General features: G+C 46.4%; 17 protein-coding genes. 5 read left to right on the forward strand and 12 right to left on the reverse strand.

Annotated elements, in window-relative coordinates; genetic code table 11:
• Positions 1 to 3: 3 nt before the first annotated feature.
• The 4 genes from D9Y29_RS01795 to D9Y29_RS01810 all read right to left on the reverse strand — a co-directional run bounded on the left by D9Y29_RS01795 (position 4) and on the right by D9Y29_RS01810 (position 6831).
• Positions 4 to 1383 carry a RagB/SusD family nutrient uptake outer membrane protein gene (locus D9Y29_RS01795; RefSeq protein ID WP_127124718.1) on the reverse strand — a complete coding sequence of 460 codons (1380 nt, stop codon included), beginning with the start codon at positions 1381 to 1383 and terminating at the stop codon, positions 4 to 6.
• 16 nt (positions 1384 to 1399) lie between these two features.
• Positions 1400 to 4924: a SusC/RagA family TonB-linked outer membrane protein gene (locus D9Y29_RS01800; protein ID WP_164735197.1), complete on the reverse strand. Its 3525-nt coding sequence runs from the start codon at positions 4922 to 4924 to the stop codon at positions 1400 to 1402.
• Between the two features lie 122 nt (positions 4925 to 5046).
• Positions 5047 to 6210, reverse strand: a complete 1164-nt coding sequence (locus D9Y29_RS01805; RefSeq protein WP_127124720.1) for a FecR family protein — start codon at positions 6208 to 6210, stop codon at positions 5047 to 5049.
• Positions 6211 to 6228: 18 nt separating this feature from the next.
• Complete coding sequence (locus D9Y29_RS01810; RefSeq protein ID WP_127124721.1) at positions 6229 to 6831, reverse strand: RNA polymerase sigma factor; 603 nt, start codon at positions 6829 to 6831, stop codon at positions 6229 to 6231.
• 194 nt (positions 6832 to 7025) lie between these two features.
• On the opposite strand from D9Y29_RS01810, the gene D9Y29_RS01815 reads away from it, so the two are divergent.
• Positions 7026 to 9479 (forward strand): TonB-dependent receptor, encoded by a 2454-nt coding sequence (locus tag D9Y29_RS01815; protein ID WP_127124722.1) that lies wholly within the window; start codon positions 7026 to 7028, stop codon positions 9477 to 9479.
• Positions 9480 to 9546: 67 nt separating this feature from the next.
• On the opposite strand, the gene aspT is transcribed toward D9Y29_RS01815, so the two are convergent.
• Positions 9547 to 11244 carry an aspartate-alanine antiporter gene (gene aspT / locus D9Y29_RS01820; RefSeq protein WP_127124723.1) on the reverse strand — a complete coding sequence of 566 codons (1698 nt, stop codon included), beginning with the start codon at positions 11242 to 11244 and terminating at the stop codon, positions 9547 to 9549.
• Between the two features lie 273 nt (positions 11245 to 11517).
• Here aspT and D9Y29_RS01825 point away from each other — a divergent pair, with 273 nt between their 5' ends.
• The gene (locus D9Y29_RS01825) at positions 11518 to 13173 is read left to right on the forward strand and encodes a DEAD/DEAH box helicase (protein WP_127124724.1); all 1656 of its coding nucleotides are present in this window, start codon (positions 11518 to 11520) and stop codon (positions 13171 to 13173) included.
• Between the two features lie 129 nt (positions 13174 to 13302).
• Entirely contained in the window at positions 13303 to 13710 is a 408-nt protein-coding gene (locus tag D9Y29_RS01830; protein ID WP_127124725.1) for a Dabb family protein, read from the forward strand.
• 127 nt (positions 13711 to 13837) lie between these two features.
• Here D9Y29_RS01830 and D9Y29_RS01835 read toward each other — a convergent pair whose 3' ends face one another.
• Entirely contained in the window at positions 13838 to 14158 is a 321-nt protein-coding gene (locus tag D9Y29_RS01835) for a hypothetical protein (RefSeq protein ID WP_127124726.1), read from the reverse strand.
• Between the two features lie 131 nt (positions 14159 to 14289).
• On the opposite strand from D9Y29_RS01835, the gene D9Y29_RS01840 reads away from it, so the two are divergent.
• A complete protein-coding gene (locus D9Y29_RS01840; protein ID WP_127124727.1) occupies positions 14290 to 14901 on the forward strand; it encodes a hypothetical protein in 612 nt (203 codons plus the stop codon).
• Positions 14902 to 14904: 3 nt separating this feature from the next.
• Here D9Y29_RS01840 and D9Y29_RS01845 read toward each other — a convergent pair whose 3' ends face one another.
• From D9Y29_RS01845 to D9Y29_RS01855, 3 genes are all read right to left on the reverse strand, one after another.
• On the reverse strand, positions 14905 to 15381 hold the full coding sequence (locus D9Y29_RS01845) for a hypothetical protein (protein WP_127124728.1): 477 nt from the start codon (positions 15379 to 15381) through the stop codon (positions 14905 to 14907).
• A gap of 12 nt (positions 15382 to 15393) precedes the next feature.
• Positions 15394 to 16431, reverse strand: coding sequence for a DUF2891 domain-containing protein (locus D9Y29_RS01850; RefSeq protein WP_206513686.1), 1038 nt, complete (start codon positions 16429 to 16431; stop codon positions 15394 to 15396).
• An 81-nt stretch (positions 16432 to 16512) separates the two neighbouring features.
• Positions 16513 to 16836 (reverse strand): hypothetical protein, encoded by a 324-nt coding sequence (locus tag D9Y29_RS01855; protein ID WP_127124730.1) that lies wholly within the window; start codon positions 16834 to 16836, stop codon positions 16513 to 16515.
• Positions 16837 to 17101: 265 nt separating this feature from the next.
• Between D9Y29_RS01855 and D9Y29_RS01860 the strand changes: the two genes are divergently transcribed.
• Positions 17102 to 17968 carry a hypothetical protein gene (locus tag D9Y29_RS01860; protein WP_127124731.1) on the forward strand — a complete coding sequence of 289 codons (867 nt, stop codon included), beginning with the start codon at positions 17102 to 17104 and terminating at the stop codon, positions 17966 to 17968.
• Positions 17969 to 17997: 29 nt separating this feature from the next.
• On the opposite strand, the gene D9Y29_RS01865 is transcribed toward D9Y29_RS01860, so the two are convergent.
• From D9Y29_RS01865 to D9Y29_RS26740, 3 genes are read right to left on the reverse strand one after another with little or no spacing between them, the layout of a single operon-like run.
• Positions 17998 to 19647, reverse strand: coding sequence for a UxaA family hydrolase (locus D9Y29_RS01865; RefSeq protein WP_127124732.1), 1650 nt, complete (start codon positions 19645 to 19647; stop codon positions 17998 to 18000).
• A gap of 11 nt (positions 19648 to 19658) precedes the next feature.
• Positions 19659 to 20567: a mannitol dehydrogenase family protein gene (locus tag D9Y29_RS01870; protein ID WP_164735198.1), complete on the reverse strand. Its 909-nt coding sequence runs from the start codon at positions 20565 to 20567 to the stop codon at positions 19659 to 19661.
• A complete protein-coding gene (locus tag D9Y29_RS26740) occupies positions 20564 to 23137 on the reverse strand; it encodes a glycoside hydrolase family 88 protein (protein ID WP_241237826.1) in 2574 nt (857 codons plus the stop codon). Before D9Y29_RS26740 ends, D9Y29_RS01870 begins: the two co-directional genes overlap by 4 nt.
• Positions 23138 to 23140 lie beyond the last annotated feature (3 nt).

Consider the following 23140-nt stretch of genomic DNA (forward strand, 5'->3'; position numbering starts at 1 on the left):
CGATCAGTCATTTTGTGGAATTCCATTGATGTTGACTTCCAGTTCAGGGATCCGTAATACATACCGCTTATCATTGGGCGGCAGTGAGTATACATTACCGTTATAGATATGCTTTACTGTAGTCATAAAGCGGGGATCCATATTCAGTCGTCGCAGATCTTCCCATCGCAGTTGTCCCGTAAAAGGAAGTTCTTTTCTGCGCTCCTGCAATACCAATTTCAATGCATCATCTTCCGTAGCAGCCGTGAATGGAGTAAAAACCGCCGACTTATCCCATCGTTTTGCAAGTAATGTATTCAGATCATCGAGAGCGCCTGTTACATCTCCCTTTCTTGCTTTGCATTCGGCGCTTATCAAATACACTTCATTGGTGGCAATTCCTGCAAACTGGGTATAAGTTCCGGTATAAGCGCCGGTAAATCGCGCCCTTCCCTGATTGTCTTGTATGAAAAGTAGTTTTTTACGGAGATCAGACTCATCGTAAGACCGGTATAATAAGCTATCAACATACGACACATTGAATGCAGGCCAGATGGAAGAATATGTTTGGCCGGCGGCATAAAAGATCACTTCCGGATTGTAACCTATATTGGAGTAGGCAGGAAAACGGTAAGTATTTCCGGGCTGAATGATGCTACTATTGTAATCCAGGAGGCTGTCATTCTCCTGCAATGTTTTGCCCGCATACAAAGCAGCGCTATCATAGCTCTGCATCTGCAAATACACTTTTGCCAACAGTGCCTTCGCAGCCACACGCGAGGGCCTGGTGCAATACAGCTGCGTGACGGGCATTAATGCAGCAGCCGTCTTCAGGTCCTTTATCACCTGGTCGTATGTTTCCTGTACCGTTGACCGCATGGTAACGATGTTGGGATCGGAAAGAAGCCGGAGCTGAATACCAGGATCTTCTTTCGCCGTAGTTGCAACATAAGCTTTGCAATACAATTGCGAAAGGAGAAAAAACATAAAACTGCGGTGAAAAAGCGCCTGACCTTTCATGTTATTCACATCTCCGTTTGCCGGGAATGCACCATTGGCCAATCCTTCAAGCACCAGGTTCACTGCAGCTATCCTGGTATATGAGCTTGAAAAAGCGCCATGCGTATTATGCTGGTAGGCCGTAAGTGAGAAAAGATACAAATTGCGTTCATCCTGATTAAGGGACCCAATATTTTGATCCGGTATGTAAAAATTATCGGAAGCTACCTGGCCAAATACCGGGTAGTTCGAATTGAGGGTGGTGGTATTATCCAGGATTGCCTGGTAATCTGAAAGTGTGGCTGGCATAACATTCGATTTATTATTTTTTACATCCAGCCAGTTATCAATCTTTTTACATCCGCAGGTGAAAACTATCATTACTACTATCAATATTCTGATCATATCAATTTTTTTAGATTTACAAACTAACCCGGAAGCCTGCGCTCAGGGTAAACGGCGCTGGCAGTACCGGTGAGCCCAGGGTTTCAGTAATATCAGGATCCACCCCAAGTTTATTCGCCCGCCAGAGTATACCTATATTACTTCCGTATAAATAAAGCTGTACACTCTCAAAGTGTTTTCTTTTCCGGTTTTTGTTAGTGAGGGTATAACCAATACGCAGATCCTCCAGCCGGATATGATCCGCTTTATTGACCAACAACTCCGAGTACCTGTAGAAATTATTTCTCTGTGCATTCGATGGATATACCAGCGATGGCACCTGTGTTTCCAGCTCATCACCTGGTTGCTGCCAGCGTTTATCAAAATCGCTGTGGCGCCCCGGGCTACTGCTTACAATATCTGCATAATTGAGTGAGCCGGTGGAAGCCCTGAAATAATAACCCAGCTTATACACTATGTTGAATGAAAGCGAAAATCCTTTCCAGTGAAAATCGTTTCGAAAAGCACCAAATAACCGGGGTCGTGAAGTACCGTTAAATACAAGGCTGTCGGGATGATTGTTATTGGCGATAGCCGTATAATCCTTGCTTACTTTGCCGTTCAAATAACCCCGGGGATCTCCCGTTTGCGGGTCCAATCCTGCCACATGATAACTAAAGATGCTATACAAGGGCTTTCCGGGAATTCCGATAGCTGTAGGAGAAGTACCCTGTATATTCAATTTGGTGCGATCATATTCAACAACTTTATCCCGGATGGTATTTACAATCAGTGTTGGCTGCCAGGTGACTGCTCCGAAACGGACCTTTCCCTTTAATTGAATATCGAAGCCATAGGTCCTGGTACTTGCTGAATTCCCAAAGAATTCCCTGAATCCAATGGAAGGAGCGATCGGTTGAGCCTGGATGAGATCAAGCCCATCTTTTCTGAACCATTCGATGGAACCACCAAACTGATCGCCAGTGAAGGAAAAATCCATTCCTATATTGAAGGTCCGGATCTTTTCCCAGGTGAGATAAGGGTTGGGGGCTGTCAGGTCGAAGATCGAGGTGGCCCCGGTGAGCGAACTGGTGAGAAAAGTTCCGGTTGTATATGCAGCCCTTTGATAAACATTGCCACTATATCCATAACTGCCACGAAGGCGCAGATAAGGCAGCAATATTGAATGGTAAAAGGGTTCACGGCTTAACTCCCAGCTCATACCCGCTGACCAAAGCGGGGAGAACTTATTATTGATAGCTGCACCAAATAAATTGGCGCCATCACGCCTTCCGCTTACTGTAAGCACATACCGGTTTTTATAAGACCATGCTGCATTACTATAAAATGAAATAAAGCGATTAAGCATGCCATATATATTAGCTTCCGGAGCTTCTATATAAGCAGATCCCGAAGGATTCACAGGCAAACCCGCGGAGTAATTAATATTGGTTGCAGACGTACCGCGCTCTTCATCATATCCATACAATTTTACATTATGGCCGGATGTTTTCAACTCCCGCAATTCGATACCGGCAATGGCAGTTACCGCATGGTCTTGATGGAATTTCTGGTCGAAATTCAATTGCGCCCGCAGGTTACTGGCACTCCAGTCGGCTTGTGAAAGATCAAGCAAACCACCCCTGGGCACCTGGTAGGTAAATGTGCCGGTTGCTGCATTCCGGATAGAAAAGCGATTCACCAGGTCCCTTGCTTCATATGATTCCTGGCTACGGTAATCGTTATTGGTGATCTTTTGTTGTTCATTTTGGAACTGGATATCGGCGCTAAGAAAAGAAGTGAACGAATATTTCATACCGGCCTTCAACAGAATGTTTTCATTCCTGCTGTATCGGTCCATATGATTCAATTCATCCAACGGAACGTATTGCCAGTTCATGAATCCAAGAGCAGCAGCACTTTCCACATATTGTGTACGATAATCCTTTACCATCGGAACCGGATTTCCCTGATCGTTCACCAGTTGTGCATAAGGATAGGTGGAGAGATAATTGATATCAGGGATATTATTATTTTCAGCACGGTTGATGCCATAATTAATACCGACATTAAATTCCATTTTTTTCACCGGCACATAACTCATGAATGAGGTCAATGCGAGCCTGCTCAGCCCAATGCCCTGTAAGTTTGCAGTATTCTTATCAAAGCCGCCAGAAAAAGCATAAGCCAGGTTATGACTGCCACCTCTCATTTCCACGCTATACTGCTGGGCAACTGATCGCCTGTAGAGGTACTTTTTAAAGTCGTCCCGAATATCCTGCTGTTTTAATGCATTCAATTGTGCAGCAGCCTCCTCATCAGTAATGGCTCCCGATCTCCTCAAAGCCATGATCTCAACCGATGGGGTAATTGCCGGCCATGAAAACGAATTATTCAGACTGGCATCATAGTAACCTTTGCTAAATAAATATTCTTCCGCCGCAATAAAACTGCCGGCTGGCAGAAAGCTTCTGTTATACGAGAGATCGGGCTTGCTGCCTTGCGTAAGATTAGCTGTAAAGCTTACCTTCATGGGCTGATTCAGCATACCCTTTTTGGAGGTAATAACAATCACCCCATTCCCCGCCCTCGCTCCCCAGATAGAGCTGGCAGACGCATCCTTTAGAATAGTAATACTTTCAATGTTATTAGGATTTATATTGCCAAGGTCCCCTTCGTAAGGGAAATTGTCAAGCACAATAAGCGGGTCCTTGCTCAACTGAAGATTGTCGGCCATCGAGCTCTCTCCACGCACGCGTATGCCAAGATTTCTGTTCAACGGATTGGTGCTGGCCATGGCCGACTGATGCTCCGTATAGGGTAACCCGGAGTTGGGGAAGAATACGCCGTTGGCAACACCTTTGAGGCGGTCGAGGATATTGGTGCTGACGCTTCTGTTCAATAATGTATTGTTCACCTGAGTAAAGGAACCGGTTGCGCGTTCAATGGGGACCTTCTGGTAGCCGGTGCTAATCACAGTTACTGTTTCCGATTCAATGATCTTTGTTTTACCTACTAATTTAAGTTCCGATTTTCCATTCAGTTTTGTTTCAAATGATTCGATACTGACGCCTGTAATGACCAGGGTTGCCTGATCGTCCACATCTGTTAATTCGAATTCTCCATTATTATCCGTTGTTGTTCCTTTATTCGTTCCTTTTACCTGCACACTTGCTATTACGGGTTCTCCCTTCTCATTTGTTACCCGCCCGCGAATGACAACTGGAATCAGAGGAATTAACTGTTGGCTCAAAGAATCAAATGTTGGTGGTCTTTTCCTGACAATCACCATTTTTCCGACAATAGAAAATTCCAGCGGTTGCGATGCAAAAACCTCTTCAAGAAATCGCCTGAGCGGCATATTCACAGCTTTAATTGTCAATGGCCTGGTGTTGCCAAGCCACAACTTGTTGTAAATAATTCCGAAGTCTGTCTGGTTTCTGACCGCGGTAAACACCTCACGAAGTGTAGCGTCCTTACCAGAGAATGTGATGGTTTGTGAAACAGTCTTTCCGGACACATGCAATCCCACAGCCAATAAAAGAATAGCAGTCATTCGCATAATGCGCAGTAGTTGGGTTAAAAACATACCTTTGCCTTGGTTTTAGGTTACTAAATCAGTGACAGAAAACTTACGCCGGGTCAGGAGTCCAATCTGGGCCCGGTTTCTTTTTTTTGATTACCTTATTTTATGTACAAGTTTTTTCCTTTCTTTTCATATTTTACTTCGAGGTTATTTAATAACAGTAACACTTCGGAGAGTTTAAGGTCCCTGGGAACACGTCCTTCCAATACCAGGTCAGGAACTTTTCCTTCATAAACAATTTCTATATCATACCAGCGGGATAACTGCCTTAACATTCCCGCGAGACTGGTATTATCAAAATTGAAAAAACCATTCTTCCACGCGATATCCTTATCTATTTCAGCCCTCACCCTTCTACCGTTCTCAAATGCCTCACCAGGTTTTATGATCATATTATTTACTTTGATGGCCCCTTCAATTAATGTTGTTCTGAAAGCAGGTTCATCTTTGTAATTATTTATATTGAGACTGGTGCCAAGTACTTCCACCTGATTATTTCCTGATCTGATGAGGAAAGGTTTTGCTTTATCTTTTGCTATTTCCAGATAGGCTTCCCCAGACAATTCTATCTGCCGGGTGGAAGTATTGAATGAAGTGGGAAATGTGATGGAGCTCGCAGCATTCAACCACACTTTAGTACCATCCGCCAGGCTCAATTTATACTGACCTCCTTTGGGAGTTGATACAGTATTGAACACCATCTTCTGTGAAGCTGTATAGTCCAGTTCTCCATCGTTATTGCCTATAGACAATTCCCCTTCAGCAATCGTATTTCCTGTACTGGAATCCAATTTTACTTTCCGGCCATCGGACAATGTCAGGATAGCTTTATCTTCTCCCGGAAATTCATCTTCAAAAACGGAGGATGACTGGTCAGCCGCCAGTTCCGTTTTTCTATTTTCAGAGGTATTAAAATAGATATAGGTAGCCGCTCCGAAACTGATCAATAGTACGGCTGCCCAACGAACCCAGGCAGCCTGCAGAAAATGTACACGGCGTGCAGGTATTTCAGGTTTAATCTCTTTTAAGAATTGGTCATACCTGTTTTCTGCATTTTCTCCGAACGTATGTAATTGGGCAAGCGCAGCGATAATATGGTCCGTATCACCCAGCTCATTGATCAGCAATTCCCTTTCAGGAGACAACTGTTGCCATTCATTAATATATGCCTGCTCTTCCGGCAACAAAATTTCTCCATTCACGATCTTTTGCAGAATAGTGAAGGTCAGGGAATCTGTTGAGCTGAAAATGGGATTATTCACATCAATACAACAGGTGAACTATCCTTTCGTTACAAGAAAATAGTAAAAAATCAAAGTAGTGGTTGAAAATCCTTTCTTAACCAATGCGGACTTAAGCATATTAATTGCCCGGAACTTGCGAATACGCAGATTTTCATTGGTAAGCTGTAATTGAGATGCCACTTGAGCTGGAGGGATTTCTTCGAGATAAAGTAATTTCAGCACTTCCCGATACATGGATGGTAATTTGTCGATTTCTTCATAAACAGAAACCATCAATTCAGAAAAAAGCATCCTGCTTTCAACAAAAGCCGGTTCATTGCTCTCCCGCCTTGCCATTTCTTTTTTGTACTTGCTCCTGATCTCAACATGCTCAAGAATATTTAATGCAGCGTTTTTTGCTGACACAAACAAATAAGCTCTCAATTCTGCAATGGATTGAAATTTCTGCCGGTTTTTCCAAATTTTCACAAAAGCCTCCTGGGTAATGTCCTCCGCCTGTAATTTGTCTTTTACGATCTCATTACAGAAGAAAACAAGTGGCTTATAATGGGCCATGTAAACCTGCCGGATCGCCTGCTCATCCTCTTCACGAAAGAGTCGAATCAGATCCTGATCATTATATGAAATATTCTTTTCCAAAATTGCTGGTGATAAAGACCTGTATCTCAAAAGAATTACAAATTTAAGGATACTTAGCTTCTTTTCAGGAACACTTTGCGCACAAGGGACATATTCGATTTATTTATACTTTTTCCGGAAATGGTAAACCGGTTTTCCTTTTCAGGGCCGGCTTTGATTCCGTTCTGCTTCAACTTTGCGCGCAAATAACCAACATGAAAAAGATATTTGTTGCGCTTGTATTGCTCACTGCAGGCAGCACATCACTGACTGCCCGGCAACTGGCTGCCATCGAAACAGCGCCGCCTGTTACTGAAGATGGCAATGCCATTGTAAAAGGGACCATCAGAACTGCAGATGGAAGCCCGGCCGCCTATGTGAGCGTAGTATTGAAAGGCACCAGCAAATTCACTACCACAGATGAAGACGGCAATTTCCAATTCACCCGGATAAACTCCGGAACTTATACACTGGAGATCTCACTTGTTGGACTCGAAACAATCGAAGAAAGTTTTTCAGTGCAAGAGAAAGAAACCCTTGCCCTTAATATACAACTGAAAGAAAATTCAAAACAACTGGAAAGCGTAATCGTGGAAGGCCGCAGGAACCTGAATGGCCGCCCCGTTACCATCGGGAAATTGCCCATTGCGCCGCTTGACCTTCCACAGGCCATTACAGTGATAGGTCAGCACACACTGAAAGAGCAGCAGTCAATGCGCCTCAGCGATGTGATCAAAAACGTGAACGGCATTTATCTCGGCACTGCCCGTGGAAGTACCCAGGAAACCTTTTATGGAAGAGGATACAGTTTGGGAGCGAATAATATGTTCAAGAACGGGGCCAGGCTGAACACAGGAACAATGCCAGAGATCAGCGGACTGGACAGAGTGGAAATCCTGAAAGGATCTGCAGCCATCCTCTACGGGAATGTTGCACCCGGCGGTATTCTCAACATGGTCACCAAGAAACCGAAATTCAATTTCGGTGGAGAAGTAAGCATGCGCGCCGGCTCCTATGATCTTTACAAGCCCTCCATCGATGTATACGGCCCCCTCAGCAAATCAGTAGCCTACCGTATCAATGGCACTTATGAAAAAGCGAACAGCTTTCGCGACGACGTAAGCTCTACCCGCTATTATGTAAATCCATCTTTTCTCTTTAAGCTGTCTGAAAGAACAGAACTGATCCTGGAAGGAGATTATCTCTATCATAAATTCACACCAGATTTCGGTATCGGCTCTATAGGCGACAGCAACCTCGCCCCTGCTGCCCGTAACCAGTTTTTCGGAACGCCCTGGCAATATGCAAAATCACAGCAGACAACCGGGACCGCCAGTATCAAACACCAGTTGAATGATAGCTGGACCATCAATGGGACCCTGTCTATTCAAAACTACAACCGCGATTATTTCTCTGCCGAGCGCATTCAATGGTCCGGCAAACAGGAAACATACGGCGATTGGAAGCGCCCACTCGGCAGAACTTATACCGAAGAAAATTATTACCTGGCCCAGGCCTTTGTGAATGGTAAATTCAAAACCGGGATTTTTGATCATACCTTACTGGCAGGCATAGACGCAGATCAGATCAAGACCATTGGTAAGGCATTCCAGATTGAAGGCGGTACTACATATGATGTGATCAACCTGTTCGATGCTTCCAAATATACCCGGCGCACAGACATGCCCAACACCTGGGATACGGCAAGAACAAAGGCTCCTGTTGTCCGCTTTGGCGCTTATGTTCAGGACCTGATCCAGTTGGGAGAAAAATGGAATCTGCTTGCAGGGGTCCGCTGGAGCATTCAGGATGCCAAAGGCATAGATACCATGCGTTACAACATGATCAACAAAAAGGATACTGCATTTTCAGGAAGGACCAGAACAAATAAAGCCTTCTCCCCAAGGGTTGGGATCGTATACAAGCCCATTCCCACCACTGCGGTATTTGCCAGTTATTCCAATTCATTTACCATCAACAGCGGATCCGATCTTGATGGCAATCCGGTTAAACCCTCCATTGTGGACCAGTTTGAACTGGGCATCAAAAATGATCTGTTCAATAACAAACTCTCCATTAACGTAACAGCCTACAGGATCATCAATCATAATCTCGCCCAGATGGCGCCATTCCTGAAGGACGGAACAGCCAACAATAACAATCTCATTAAAGAACTGACAGGAGAAACCACCAGTGATGGCGTGGAACTGGATATTACCGCACATCCCGTTCAGGGAATGAATATCATAGCCGGATACAGTTATAACAATATGCGTTACACGAAAACCGATTCTGCCGGAAGTAACTTTGTTGAAGGCCAGCGCCTGGTGAACAGTCCCGCACATACCGCCAATGCTTCCCTCTTTTATACTTTCTCAGGGAAAGCCCTGAAAGGCTTGAAGCTTGGCGCTACAGCAGTTTATATCGGTGACCGGGTAGCAGGATGGAATAATACATTCGCCAACCAGAAAGCGGGTATCAACAGGCGTATACCTGTTAATGGATATTCAACCCTTGACCTCACTGCAGGATACACCTGGAAGAACATTTCAATACTGGCCAAAGTAATCAACCTGTTCAATGAACTGAACTATATCGTTCACGAAAACTACAGCGTGAACCCGATCGCACCGCGACAATTACTGGCAACCATCGCTTACAGGTTTTGATCATATTCGAATGCAAAAAAAGTTCGCCCTGCTTTTCAGAGGCAGGGCGAATTTTCTCTTACAGTATTCAGGAATGGTACAACAACATCACAATAACAGCCCCGGAAATAGTCAGCAATATATTGGCTACTGCATAGGTAACGGTATAACCCAATGCCGGGATCTTACTCTTCACTGCATCCTGAACCGCCAGCAGCGCCGCTGATTCATCATGTGCGCCCGCGCAGGCGCCCAGCGCAATGGCTGGATGGAATTTGAAAACATATCTGGCGAGGTACAAAGCCAGCAACATCGGCAGAATACTGAGGATCACACCGGCGATGAACAGGTTCAGGCCTTCCTGTTGCAATCCCATTACAAAGCCGCTGCTGCTGCTGATACCAACAATGGCAATGAACATATGGAGTCCCAGTTTCTGCAACAACCATACACCCGGCGCAGGAATATTACCGAATACCGGGCGCCTTGTGCGCAACCAGCCGAAAAAAAGTCCTGCTATCAGCGAGCCGCCGCTGGTACTGATGCTGAGCGGGATATCGCCTGCCTTCACAGACAATGCACCCACCAGTGAACCGATCACGATACCGATGCCCACATAAACGATATCTGTTTCGATTCCTGATTTCTCTTTGTAACCGATCTTCTTTACTGCATTGTTCAGGTCTTCCTTCACACCCACAAGTTCCAGCATATCACCTTTTTCAATAGTAGTTCGATATGTTATAGGAATTTCAATTCCCGCTCTCGTGAGCTTGCGAACCCCCACGCCATGCACAGAATCCCTTCTGCGTAATGCACCAAGACTATGACCAAGGATCGATTTCTTTACAGCGATCACATTAGCCACTTCTATCGGGAAACTCAGCAGTTCAGAATCCATGATCTCTTCTCCGAGAAATTCTTCCGCACCCACGATCTGCGATCTTTGTCCACTTACTGCAATCACATCATTCAATTCCAGTTTGGTATCCGGCGAAACTTCCACCACTTCTCCTTTGCGGCGGATACGTTGTACATACACCGGCTTTTGGCTGTTCACCATATAATCTTCCAATGCTTTCACACTGATGCCTTCCCTGAAAAGTTCGCTGGTGAGTTTGTATGCGCGGAAAGCCACCTTATCATATGCGGTAGTAATATTCTCTCCATCCTCTCCGGCCGAACCCATTTCAGCTTCCAGCTCTCTGGCTTTCTCTGCTACATTTCCGCCAAGCAACACAGGACCGATCACAGAGAGAAACCAGGCGGTACCAGCCGTTCCGAAAATATAAGTGACGGCATAGGCCACCGCAATCTGGTCTGTCCAGTCTTTCCTCAGTCCTTCAGTAATATTGAGCTTGCTGATGGAATCGCCTGCCACCCCGATGATGGCGCTGCAGGTATTGGCGCCTGATAATAATCCTGCTCCTGTGCCGGGAGAAAATCCAAATAATAACGCCAATACATAAGCGAGAGCAAGACTGGTAATACAAATAGTTGCCGAGAACAATGCCTGGCCCAGTCCATCTTTCTTCAATCCCTGGAAGAATTGCGGGCCGATGCTGTAGCCCATGGAAAAAAGGAAAAGAAGAAAGAAGATCGATTTGCTTTCAGCCGGTATACTGATATCCCATTGCCCCACGAGTATGCCTACCAGCAGTACCGAGGTAACAGTGCCCAGGGTGAATTTTCCAACTTTCAGTTTACCGATGAAAAAACCCGCTGCGAGTACAAAAAAAACAGCAATCTCGGGATAGTGCCTAAGCGTTTCTTTAAGCCATTCCATGGATGGTGATTTAATTGAAAGCTTACGGCCAGGGATGTTCGAGGAGGTTGAGAATCAGTCCGGCAGGGCTGCCCGGGACGTTCGTTCAACAAATTACAGTTTTATACAATACTGTTAACAATTATTTTGGTACCTTTGCCTCACTTATTACTTCCTCCCTCCTATTTTGACTTCATTCCATTCAATATTTGAGGTATGAGATTGTAAGCCGGGTAATGTGCCGCAACAGGCTGGCAGCTTACCAATCTTTATTCATTTTAAATCAGTATTCAATTGTTATTCGAGCAATTACCAATTGCAGCGCCCATATTGAAGGCGTTGGCAGAACAAGGGTACAGTAACCCTACTCCCATTCAGGAACAGTCGATCCCCGTTATACTGCAGCAGAAAGATATTCTGGGCTGCGCACGTACAGGCACCGGCAAAACCGCAGCATTCGCCATTCCCATCATCCAGTTACTGGCTGAAGAAAAAGCGAAAGCGCCCGTAAAAGGAATCCGCGCTCTGGTACTCACTCCCACCCGTGAACTGGCATTACAGATCCAGGAAAGCTTCGATGCTTATGGTAAGTATACCAATCTCAGGCAGGTGGTGATCTTCGGCGGCGTTTCCCAGCAATCGCAGGTGAACGACCTCCGCAAAGGCTGCGATATTCTCGTAGCCACTCCGGGCCGGCTGTTAGACCTGATGCAGCAAAACATCATCAGCATCAGCCAGATCAGGATCCTGGTACTGGACGAAGCAGACCGCATGCTTGACATGGGCTTTATTCACGACGTGAAAAAAGTGATAGCGAAGATCCCCGCACAAAGACAAACATTGTTCTTCTCCGCCACCATGGCGCCGGAGATCAGGAAACTCTCCGATACCATTCTGAAAGAACCGGTATACGTGCAGGTGACACCTGTTGCATCTACAGCAGAAACAGTGGAACAAACACTGTACTATGTAGACAAAAAGAACAAGAATCCCCTGCTGGTGCATATCCTGAAAGATCCGGCCATCACATCATCCATTGTATTCAGCCGTACCAAGCATGGCGCCAACAAGATCGCGAAAGCGCTTTCCAATGCAGGCATCCGGGCGGAAGCCATTCACGGCAACAAATCACAGGCAGCGCGTCAGCGTGCGCTCCAGTTGCTGAAAGAAAGAGAGATCCGCGTACTGGTGGCCACAGATATCGCAGCACGTGGTATCGATGTGGAAGAACTCAGTCATGTTATCAACTATGATCTTCCCAATATTCCGGAAACTTATGTTCACCGGATCGGAAGAACCGGACGCGCAGGCGCAAGCGGTCTCGCCATTTCATTCTGCGACCAGGAAGAAAGAGAGTTCCTCCGCGATATCCAGAAGCTGATCAAAAAGAATGTTCCTGTTATTGCAGAACATCCTTTCAAACCAGGCAGCCCTATCGTGAAAGAACCAGTGTTAGCGCAGGCTCCGGCCATTGCCAAAACACAGGCAGGCTCCAAACCCCTGCAGCACCACAATCAGCAAAGCAGGAATAATAGAAACCGGAACAAATCCAGGCAGGTGCAGGGTGAAACACGTAACACCAATAACGGCCGTCAACAACAGCCACAGGTGAAACAGCAACAGAACCAGGGTCAGCAACCACAACCGCAAAGACCGGTTATTACACAGGCCACTAACGGCAATGCACAACAGAAAATAGTGGTACAGAAGGCGCAACCTGTGATGCAACAGCAACAAAAACCAGCTGTTCAGCAACAGGGCAACAGGCCTCAGCCTGCCCATCAGAAATCTGGTGAGCGTCCAAAACAGCAGCAACAGGCCCAGCAGCCTAAACCGAAATACGACTACAGCAACAAGCCTGCAGCCAATACGGAATTGAACCAGGCCCCTTCTTCCTTCAAACTGAAGAACCGCTTCGGTAATTCAGAAGACGAAGCGGAACGCTGGTAATCACTGAATGTTCTTGCAAAAAAAGCTCCGTTGCCGGAGCTTTTTTTTGTTGCAGGAATGGATAAATGGAAAAGTGAATAGCTGAACTGCAGGAAATTTGTAGTATTTTGATACATCAACCTGAACTGTATGAGCGAAACTACCCGCAGAACCTTTCTTACTACCACAGCTGCACTCTGTGCAGGCTCTGTTACTGCCGCCGGCCCATTCCCGGTAGCTGGAAAACAACATCCCGTAGCGCATCATGTTTTCTTCTGGCTGAAAAATTCAGGTAATGAAGCCGACAGGAAAAAACTGACAGAAGGCATAAAAACACTGAAGGCCATCGATACTGTTGGCGAACTCCATGTTGGCATAGTTGCCTCTACAGAAAAACGTGATGTGGTTGACAATAGCTGGGATGTATCAGAACTGATCTTCTTCAAAGACCTGGCAGCACAGGCTGCTTACCAGGTGCATCCTGTTCATCAGGCTTTCATCAAAAATTATGGACATCTCTGGAGCAAAGTGATCGTTTACGACGCAACCGAAGTTTAATCGCTCACAACACTCGCCGGGAGACAGGCAACTGCCGCACTCCGTTAATTGAAAGAAAGCAGATTGCCTTTGCGGATCACAGTCTGAGGCGAAAAGAGAACGGATATATCCAGCAAAGGATCACTATTCAAAATAAGCAGGTCTGCCCGCATACCAGGCCGCGGTCATGCAATCCCGTTACCCTGGCACTGTTCACCGTGGCCGCCTGAATGATGGCTGCATTGCTGAGACCTGCATCCGAACGAAGATGTTTCAGCTCATCCAGCAGAGGCACAACTTCATTGCCGGCGGGATACTTTTCCAAGATCCATTCAGTGTCTTGCTGTACCCAGCGATGCGCCCATATGTACAGGAGGTTATAATGCTCTTTATACAAAGCAAGAAAAGCAGCGTGGTCTCCTTCGCAGAAAGCAGCCCAACGGGTGGTATCATAAAGGTTGGCGGTCATGCCGGTTTTTGGGAACGGGGGCTAAATGTATAAAGAAAATCCTATATCAGAATAAGGCGCTTCAGGATAATAAATCTGCAGTTCGTAGTAAAGCTGTGCGGTACAGGGTTAGAGATATTATATTTGGTACCATGCAACCCTTATTCCCCTTCACCCTGATCGCCATATTGGCGATGAGCCAGTTCCCTCTGGCAGCAACTGCTCAAGAGGCTTCCACTGAAAATGTGGCGGCAGTCACATTTTTTACACCGGGCTTCAGCTATGAACTAAAGACCGGGCAGTATCAAACATTGTATGCAACTGCATTCATGAATATTGCCGCATCTTTTTTCGCCAGCACTGAAACGGGCACTGAGTCCAGCTTCTATTTCGATCCGGCCATCAACCTGCAATACCGGTTCTATTACAATTTCGAGAAAAGGGAACAACGCAACAGGCGCACGGAAAAGAACAGCGCCAATTTCTTTGCTCTTTCCGGCGGTACTGTTTTCTCCAAAATGCGAATGAGTAGCAGCTATTTTGAAGAAGGTTCACGGAGACCGGTGTACCATGTTGCCGGTATCTGGGGCATGCAGCGCAATATGCAGGGCAGACTGAACATGAACTTCTACGCAGGGCTCGGTTACCGTTGGGCAACATCTACGTATCCACTATCTGATGGAGGTATGGGAAAAGAAAACCATGGGCGGCTGACCGTTCCCTTTGAAATTGGATTGGGCATCTGGCTGGGCCAAAGAGAATAAACTTTATTTCTTTAAGAATAGATATCCCAGATAATTGTATGGTATCACACCTCCCAGTGCCGGCACTGCTGCAATAGGACGTCCTATTACCAGCCGCTTTTCTGAAACTTCAAATACTGTAAATGACAAGCCATCATTTCCATCGCCAATTATCAATTGTTTCTTAAGTGGATCATAGAAATACTTAGCGTTGTTGTATTTGGTAAAAATACTTTTATCAATATCACAAGTGGCATTAAGATCCACAAAGAATTTTCCATCCTTGAATGTCAACTGATCATCCAAATCGCATTCCAGCCAGGGACTGAATAAAATAAATTCACCATAAGTTCCTGGCCTGGTATGTTCGTCGGCTAATGCGGGTTGCCAGGAATTATTTTCCAGTAACCATTCAGGAGAATCATTGCTGTTCTTTTTACAGGAAAAGCTTACAAGAATAAGGATAAAAAGAAACGCAGGCATTAATTTTCTTCTATTCATATTTCCATTTTTCTATCTGTCCTCAAAAATGGCATAAACAGCAAAAGATGCCAGCCAGTGGTCTCCGCCATAATTGCCGGAAGTTACATGCGGCAAAGTATGATGCAGGAATTCTTCTGCGGTTGCATTGAAGAGCTTTTTGTAAGGGTGGCTGGCGGGCAAATCTTTGGCGATTCCCTTCATACACCAGGCACGGCTCAGGCTGAGCCCGTCAAGGTGCACGATCTGGTAATCCGTACGGTCGCTCACCTGCGGCATTTTGGTGATATTATCGATGCCATCCTTTGTATAGAAACTGTTGAACCATTTCAGGAATTCTTCTTTTGGCAATACCCTGCGCATCAGGTCTGCGATCTCCAGGCTGGGCGACAGAAAATCTGTACCATCTGGTTCCATATAAGCGGGTGTATGTTTGTTGCCGAGATAATAATCTTTGCTACGTTGTTTGATCAGCGCTGCAAACTCAGGCTGATTGAGCGCATTGGCCCAGTCGAGCGCAAACACCAGTCCGAATGCCGTATTGGGATGCACTCCTGTACGGTTGGGATAAGTTTGTTTGGGAAGATATTTCGTCCAGAGTTCTTTGATGGTTTGCGTAAGTGGTTGCAGGCTGGTATACCATTGTTTGCCGAGGGGATCCTTCCAGGTGAAGAGTTCTTCATCCAGCTTCAGCAGCCACGCCCATCCGTAAGTACGTTCCCAGGAAGACGACACTTTGTATTTTGAGAAATAAGCAGCTTCTTCTTTCATTTTTTCAAGCTGGAAACTGTTGCTGAGGATAGCGATGATCTTATCACGGTCTGGCATATCCGGAAATGTTTTCAGCAATTTCACCAGCATCCAGTGGCCATGCACGGAAGAATGCCAGTCGAAACATCCGTAGAAAACCGGATGCAGCTGATGGGGAAGCAGCACGTGGTCAGTAGCAGAGTCGGAAGTATGACTGGTCTTATTGGGCCATTCATTGTTGATGCAATGTAAAGGCAATGAAGCCAGTTTTGCAGCTACTTCCTTACTGAATAAATTCCTGTTACCTGTTTGCGCTTGCATAGATACTTGTAAAAGTACGGCAACTGACAGGATGAGCGTATGGATTTTCATCCGGTAAAAATAAGGATTGACCGCAGCAAATCAATAATAAAAGAAGCTGGCCATTTGTGCAGCTTTCATCTCCGTATCCGCACCATCCAGCAGGTAATGAAGTTCGCGCAGGGCGGGCCTTTCCAGCAGCAGGTCCATACCCTGGTTAAAAGCAGGCACTTTGACCGGCTCACCAGGTTTCAATGCTGCAGACTTGAAATAGAGGCCGGCCACCACTTCACAGAATAATGTAAAAGTAAAAGTATCGAACATGAATGCTGCATTGCGCATTCTAACCTGGTAAGTATTACACTGCACACATTGCATAACATACACTTCATCATCGGTTTTGTACCACATCCTGAAATTGCACATGCTGTTCTTTTTTTAAAGATGCCAACAAACCGTCAATCCGGTTTGCAAATCAGGGAAAAACAGTTTTCGCAATTGGGAAACTTCACTATCCGTAATTATTTGAGCCTCCCGAAGGCTGGGAATGGCGCCATGCCAGTTCAGCTTATCTTGTCAAAACGCGCAACGAAAAGGCCCCTGCAATATTGTACCTCTACTACTTTCAAATTCCCGCAGTCTTTTTTATTTTGCGCCTGATTTTTATTTAGCACGAATAAACCCTTACCAAATGAAACAAATTCACGTACTTCTGCTGGCGTCCTTCGCCTTCCTCTTCTCCTGTTCCAAAGACGACAACAATGGGCCGTCTGACCAGGAGCAAGCAGCAGAACTTCAGGCCAGCATTGCTGCCAAATGGGAGCTTGATCCTGCTGCGATCGAATCCTTATTATCGAAAAATGTAGTAACGCAACCTGTTACCGTCAATTGTTTCGTCAAAGTTTTGAAAGGCAGTCTTAATAACAACGTTCAAACCGATGATGTAGATCCCGGCCCCGGTACACCCATTCTCACTTTCATGGAATTCTATAGTGATAGTTCATTCATCATATCTAATAATGGAAGTCTTTTGCTGGAAGGAAAATTCAAAGCCGTTTCGGGTGATTCCATCCTGCTTACGCCATTAGGCTCACTGGGTGGCATCAAGATCGTGGATGGAAAACTTGAAGGCAGGCTGCATGCTGATGAACTTCAAAAAACAGTGAATATCATTGGCACAAAGGTCGCTTCAATTACTGAATCTGCCCGAACCACCCTGTTTTGCAGGGAATGGTATCTCGCCAGGGAAGAAGATTATGAAGATGCTTATGACGATTATACTGATTACTTAACCATCCGCATTAGCAATAATGGTACTTATCTTGTAAAACTTTACAAGGATAACGAATTACAGGAAGCATTGGTGCAGGGTTGGAAATGGTATGATAACGACGAGACTAAATTCCATTATTTTCCTCTTGACAATCCGCAAGATTTAGGTACCGTCACGGTTCGCGATCTGACCAAAGATGTACTGAAAGCTACTGAATACTATGATTCAGATGGAATTCCGGGCGATGAAACATTCAACTGGACGTTTTATCCCGTAAAAAAATAAACCTGTGGCGGGAAGCAAAGGCACAGGCTTTATAAGCTGATCCCTCTCTTCCATGGGATGAAATCATCCTGGCTCAATCTTACGGCATTCACTACTTTTTCGCCACTGGCTACTGCTATTACGTACTCGAGTATGCGCTCGCCACATTGCCCGATGGTTTCATTGCCGTCAATGATAGTACCGGCATTGATATCGATAATATCCGGCATCCTGTTGTACAAAGCTGTATTGCTCGATATCTTCACCACCGGTGCAATCGGATTACCGGTAGGCGTTCCCAATCCGGTAGTGAAAAGCACAACAGTTGCGCCGGCGCCCACTTCAGCAGTGGTGCTCTCTACATCATTGCCTGGTGTACAAAGTAAATTGAGTCCTGCCTTGCGCACTACTTCAGGATAATCCAGCACGGCAGCTACCGCAGATGTACCACCTTTTTTTGCTGCACCTGCTGATTTCATGGCATCGGTGATCAGGCCATCCCTGATATTTCCGGGCGATGGGTTCATATCGAAACCTGAACCCGCCGCTACAGCGCTGGCTCCGTATGCGCGCATCAGCTGGATAAAACGTTCTGCATCGCGCACATCGGAACAACGATCACTGATCTCCTGCTCTACGCCACAAAGCTCAGGGAACTCGGAGAGGATCACAGAACCACCGGCACTGACCAACAGATCGGAGGCATGGCCGATCGCAGGGTTGGCGGAGATGCCGGAGAAACCATCCGAACCACCACATTCCAGTCCGACCACCAGTTTGCTGATGGGGGCAGGTTTGCGGGTTTGCTGATTGGCGATGATCAGCCCTTCAAATGTGCGTTTCATCGCAAGTTCGATCAGGTCTGTTTCCTTACCCACCGCCTGCTGCTCGAAAATATAAAGCGGCTTATCAAATGAAGGTGATCTCTTTTCGATCTCTTCCTTAAGCATCGCCACCTGTGCATTCTGACAACCGAGACTGAGCACTGTAGCCCCCGCTACATTGGGATGAGTGATATAACCCGCCAGCAGTCCGCATAAAGTTTGCGCATCCTGCCGGATGCCGCCACAGCCACCTGTATGTGAAAGGAACTTAATACCGTCTACATTCTTGAAAACAGGACTTTTTGCAATTGCCTGCGCAGGTTCATTCAGACTGATGGTTTCCACATCCACGCCGTTCTCCATGGCAGCCACCAGTTGTTTGGTGAATGCACGGTATTTTGGCGGATGCGCATATCCCAGTTCTTCCAGCAATGCATCTTTCAGTACTTCCACATTCCTGTTTTCGCAAAACACCAACGGCACTACCAGCCAGTAGTTGCCGGTGCCCACACTGCCATCGCTCCGGTGGTAGCCCATGAAAGTCCTGTCTTTCCAGGATGGACCGATTTCCGTTTTCGAGTGCACTTCTTTCCTGGTTTCAGACAGCGCATAGGCTGCTGATGCATGTTTGAGATTGGAGGTGGTGATGCGGGAGCCTGCGGCAAGCGGCTCAGTGCTCTTACCTACCAATACGCCATACATGATTACAGCCGCACCTTTGTTTAAGTCAGCAGTAATAAATTTATGTTTGGCGGCCACATCATCCATTAACGTATATTCAACACCGTTATATAAAATCTTCTCGCCCTTTTTAAGGTCCTGCAGGGCTACCAGCACATTGTCCTTCGGATGCACTTTCAATACTTTCTGCTTCATGGTAATTCCATTTATCCCCTGATTGGTTTCATTTTGCCGAATGATGAGAGTTGGGTGGACAGCACCACTCCCGGATCGGCCTTACTGAATGATAATATTTTCTGAACGCTCTTGTTATTGGTTTCGATGCACCAGTTCCGGTAAGATTCCGTGATCACCAGTAACTCATCTTTATATCCGGTGATCTTTTCCAGTTCCTGCTGTTGTTGTGGACTGACGGAACTCAGCACCATGCGGTCTGCCACTGAATTACAAAAATGGTTGGATGCTTCCAGCCAGTCGAGAAAAGCAGTTTCCAGCCCGTTCTGGTGCGCCAGCTCCAGCACAATGGCATCAAGTCCTTTCGCTTGTTCCGCGCCTGTGGAATGAATGATCACCAGACCGCTGCCGGCTGCGCCATTGAAATGTTTGAACCGGTGATACATAAATGCCAGCAGTTTCCCGGGGAAGGATTTTGGTGGCTGCCAGTGTACATTATCTTTTTTCAGAACCAGGTCTGCAGCATTGGTCTGTGCCACTACTACCTGCATTCCAGGATTGGCAGCACATCTCAGGATCAGGTCCCAGTGCAGGCTTTCATTCAAAGCACGACTGATAGCAGCATTGATGACGAAGCTGGCAGTTGTTCCAGTTTTTGCAACAGCTCTTTCGCAAATAGTGTACAGACCATCCTGCGCCATCAGTTGATCCGTTTCATCACCTGAAGTAACGGCAACGATGCGTCCGTTGAAGATACCCTTCCTGTTGGCTTTATCGATGCACCAGGCAGGTAGTCCACACAGGAGCGCACCAGAACCAAACTGCAGCACCCTTTCCGGCAATTCGAATATCGCGGCAGGAGGAACAGACACTGCTTTTGTTTTTATCTTTTTGAGGTTCCTTTTGTTCAGCGAAAATGGTATGGTCCTTTTAACTGTCATGGTCTCCCTCCTGTCTGCCGCATCAATTCCATTTCTGCCGCACATTTGATGAATGCTCCCATTCCTTTGGGATCATTGGTGATTACCGGTTCTTTGACATAATATTCGTAACTGCCATCACGATAAGGATTGCCGCCCAGTCCGGATACCGCTACAGTTCCTTTCAGGTTGAATCCTCCGTTTGTATCTTTTTCTATGAATTCATTGATAATACCTTCAAAGCCTTTCTGAACGGCCTTGCTGCAGGAAGCAGGCAGGTAATTCATCCTTACGCCTTTGGCCAGCGTGTAAACGATCATGCTGCTGGCGGAAGATTCGTGGTAATTACCGGGAGCATTCTTCTTGTCTACCACATCCCACCAGGTCCCGGAACCGGCGTCCTGGTATTTAACAATTGCTTTGGCATAACGGTTCAAAATACCGATGATGGAATCCCTGCCGGGATGATTGGCGGGAAAATAATCCAGCGCATCCACCATTGCCATGCCATACCAGCCGAGTGCGCGGCCCCAGAAATTGGGCGATTGCCCAGTTTTCTTGTTTGCCCAGCGTTGTTCACGTGATTCGTCCCAGCCATGATAGAGCAGGCCGGTCTTTTTATCGCGTGCATTGTGTTCCATCAGTACAAACTGGCGGGTGATATCATTGAAGGCTTCGGGCTCATTGAAGAGTTTTGCGTATTGCGCGTAGAAAGGCTGACCCATGTAAAGCCCATCCAGCCACATCTGCCAGGGATAGACCTGCTTATGCCAGAAGCCGCCGGATTTGGTGCGGGGATGGTGACGAAGCTGGTCTCTCAGCAGGTCTGCCGCTTTCCTGTATTTCTGATTTCCAGTTTCTTCATACAGGAAAAGGATATTCTTTCCATTGTTCACATGATCTATATTGAACTCATCTTTCTTATATCCCTTTATCTTTCCACTCTGGTCGATATAGAAGTCCATCATCTTTTTGATATAATTGAAGTACTCTTGTTGCTGGTTCTGTTTCCAAACAGCTTCCATTCCTTTCAGGATCACGCCCAGGTCGTATCGCCACTTGGCGGTCTTATCCCCTTCGAGCGCAAAGGAATCAGGCCAGATGTGCATTACGGTCTGGCTCAGCTTCTCTCCCCAGGTATTGGCGCTGGCGCGGGAAGACTGCCACTGAATATTTTCCAATTTTATACCACTGGTGTCTACCGCTTCAAGGTAAGAACCCGTTACAAAGCGCATATTCCTTAATGTTATATTCTTCACCGGCATTTCAGGAAGCCCGCGCAGGAAAACGGCTTTAGGCGCGCCATTCACCACCACATTACTGATGCTGATATTTCGGAACTCAGGGGTTCCTTCGCTTACAGGTAACAGTTGGGCGCGCGGGGTTTCCCTTTTCTCACCGGAAAGAGGAACAGGGTCCTTTGCCATATAATACATATCGAAGAGAATAGCTTCACCAACGATATCTCGCATGGCGATCTGATCGATGAAGATATTCTCTACCAATCCACCACGACCACGCGCAGATTTGAAACGCAGGCCGATATCCGTTCCAATGAAAGTGCAGTTGCTGACATGGATATTCCTTACGCCGCCGCTCATTTCACTGCCTACCACAAATCCGCCGTGCGCGTGATAGACCACGCAGTTCCTGATGATCAAATCCTGTGTGGGTATTCCTCTTTTTCTTCCGGCTTCGTCCCTTCCGCTTTTCATGCAGAGGGCATCGTCGCCCACATCAAATACCGAGTTTTCGATCAGTACATTTTTACAGCTTTCCACATCAATACCATCACCATTCTGTGCATACCAGGGATTTCGCACTGTGATATTACGCACAACAATGTCTTCACTCATCAGGGGATGCAAACACCAGGCGGGCGAGTTCTGGATGATCAATCCTTCCAGCAGGATGCGTTTACAATTGGTCAGCACCAGTAAATTAGGACGAAGGAAATCTTTTACATTATTGTAGAATGCAGCATCCTTTCCGGGTTCGATTGCGCCGGGATTCTTCAGCAGGGAACCTTTATAGGAGCTGATGCTGGGATACCAGGTACGTTTGTCTTCACTAAGCATACCACCGGAAGCAAGGAGGGATTTCCACTGGCTCCCGGTGAGCTTATCCCGCTTCACCATTCTCCAGGCATCGCCGCCGCCGTCGATGATACCATTCCCGGTAAGCGCGATATTCTCCTGTCCGGTTGCCGATATGGGGCTTTGATTTCGCATCTGTGGCAGCCCTTCCCAATTGCCTTCCACCAGCGGGTACTGGCTAAAGTCTGTAGTAAACTGCAATAATGCATTGTATTGCAAATGCAGGTTCACATTGCTTTTCAGTGTAACCGGCCCGGAGATCCATAATCCCGCGGGGACCACTACCACACCGCCGCCTTTTGCCGCAACAGCATCGATAGCATTGTTGATGGCCTTAGTACAAAGTGTTGATCCGTCTGATTTGGCGCCGAATGCCGTTATCAGCACAGTGTCTTTCTTAAAGGATGTTTCCCTGATCACCGGTAACTGTTGCGCCTGCAACACACCGGCGCCAGCCATCAGCAAAACCCATATCGAAACAAATCTTTTTTTCATTAT

The organism is Pseudoflavitalea rhizosphaerae (assembly GCF_003991355.1).
GTDB lineage: Bacteria > Bacteroidota > Bacteroidia > Chitinophagales > Chitinophagaceae > Pseudobacter > Pseudobacter rhizosphaerae.

Coding starts and splice junctions, on each gene's coding strand:
- D9Y29_RS01860 (WP_127124731.1), top strand. CDS start 17,102: ATGAAACAAATTCACGTACTTCTGCTGGCGTCCTTCGCCTTCCTCTTC.
- D9Y29_RS01800 (WP_164735197.1), bottom strand. CDS start 4,924: ATGCGAATGACTGCTATTCTTTTATTGGCTGTGGGATTGCATGTGTCC.
- D9Y29_RS01865 (WP_127124732.1), bottom strand. CDS start 19,647: ATGAAGCAGAAAGTATTGAAAGTGCATCCGAAGGACAATGTGCTGGTA.
- D9Y29_RS01835 (WP_127124726.1), bottom strand. CDS start 14,158: ATGACCGCCAACCTTTATGATACCACCCGTTGGGCTGCTTTCTGCGAA.
- D9Y29_RS01870 (WP_164735198.1), bottom strand. CDS start 20,567: ATGACAGTTAAAAGGACCATACCATTTTCGCTGAACAAAAGGAACCTC.
- D9Y29_RS01845 (WP_127124728.1), bottom strand. CDS start 15,381: ATGAATAGAAGAAAATTAATGCCTGCGTTTCTTTTTATCCTTATTCTT.
- D9Y29_RS01830 (WP_127124725.1), top strand. CDS start 13,303: ATGAGCGAAACTACCCGCAGAACCTTTCTTACTACCACAGCTGCACTC.
- D9Y29_RS01815 (WP_127124722.1), top strand. CDS start 7,026: ATGAAAAAGATATTTGTTGCGCTTGTATTGCTCACTGCAGGCAGCACA.
- D9Y29_RS01840 (WP_127124727.1), top strand. CDS start 14,290: ATGCAACCCTTATTCCCCTTCACCCTGATCGCCATATTGGCGATGAGC.
- D9Y29_RS01855 (WP_127124730.1), bottom strand. CDS start 16,836: ATGTGCAATTTCAGGATGTGGTACAAAACCGATGATGAAGTGTATGTT.
- D9Y29_RS01795 (WP_127124718.1), bottom strand. CDS start 1,383: ATGATCAGAATATTGATAGTAGTAATGATAGTTTTCACCTGCGGATGT.
- D9Y29_RS01850 (WP_206513686.1), bottom strand. CDS start 16,431: ATGCAAGCGCAAACAGGTAACAGGAATTTATTCAGTAAGGAAGTAGCT.
- D9Y29_RS26740 (WP_241237826.1), bottom strand. CDS start 23,137: ATGAAAAAAAGATTTGTTTCGATATGGGTTTTGCTGATGGCTGGCGCC.
- aspT (WP_127124723.1), bottom strand. CDS start 11,244: ATGGAATGGCTTAAAGAAACGCTTAGGCACTATCCCGAGATTGCTGTT.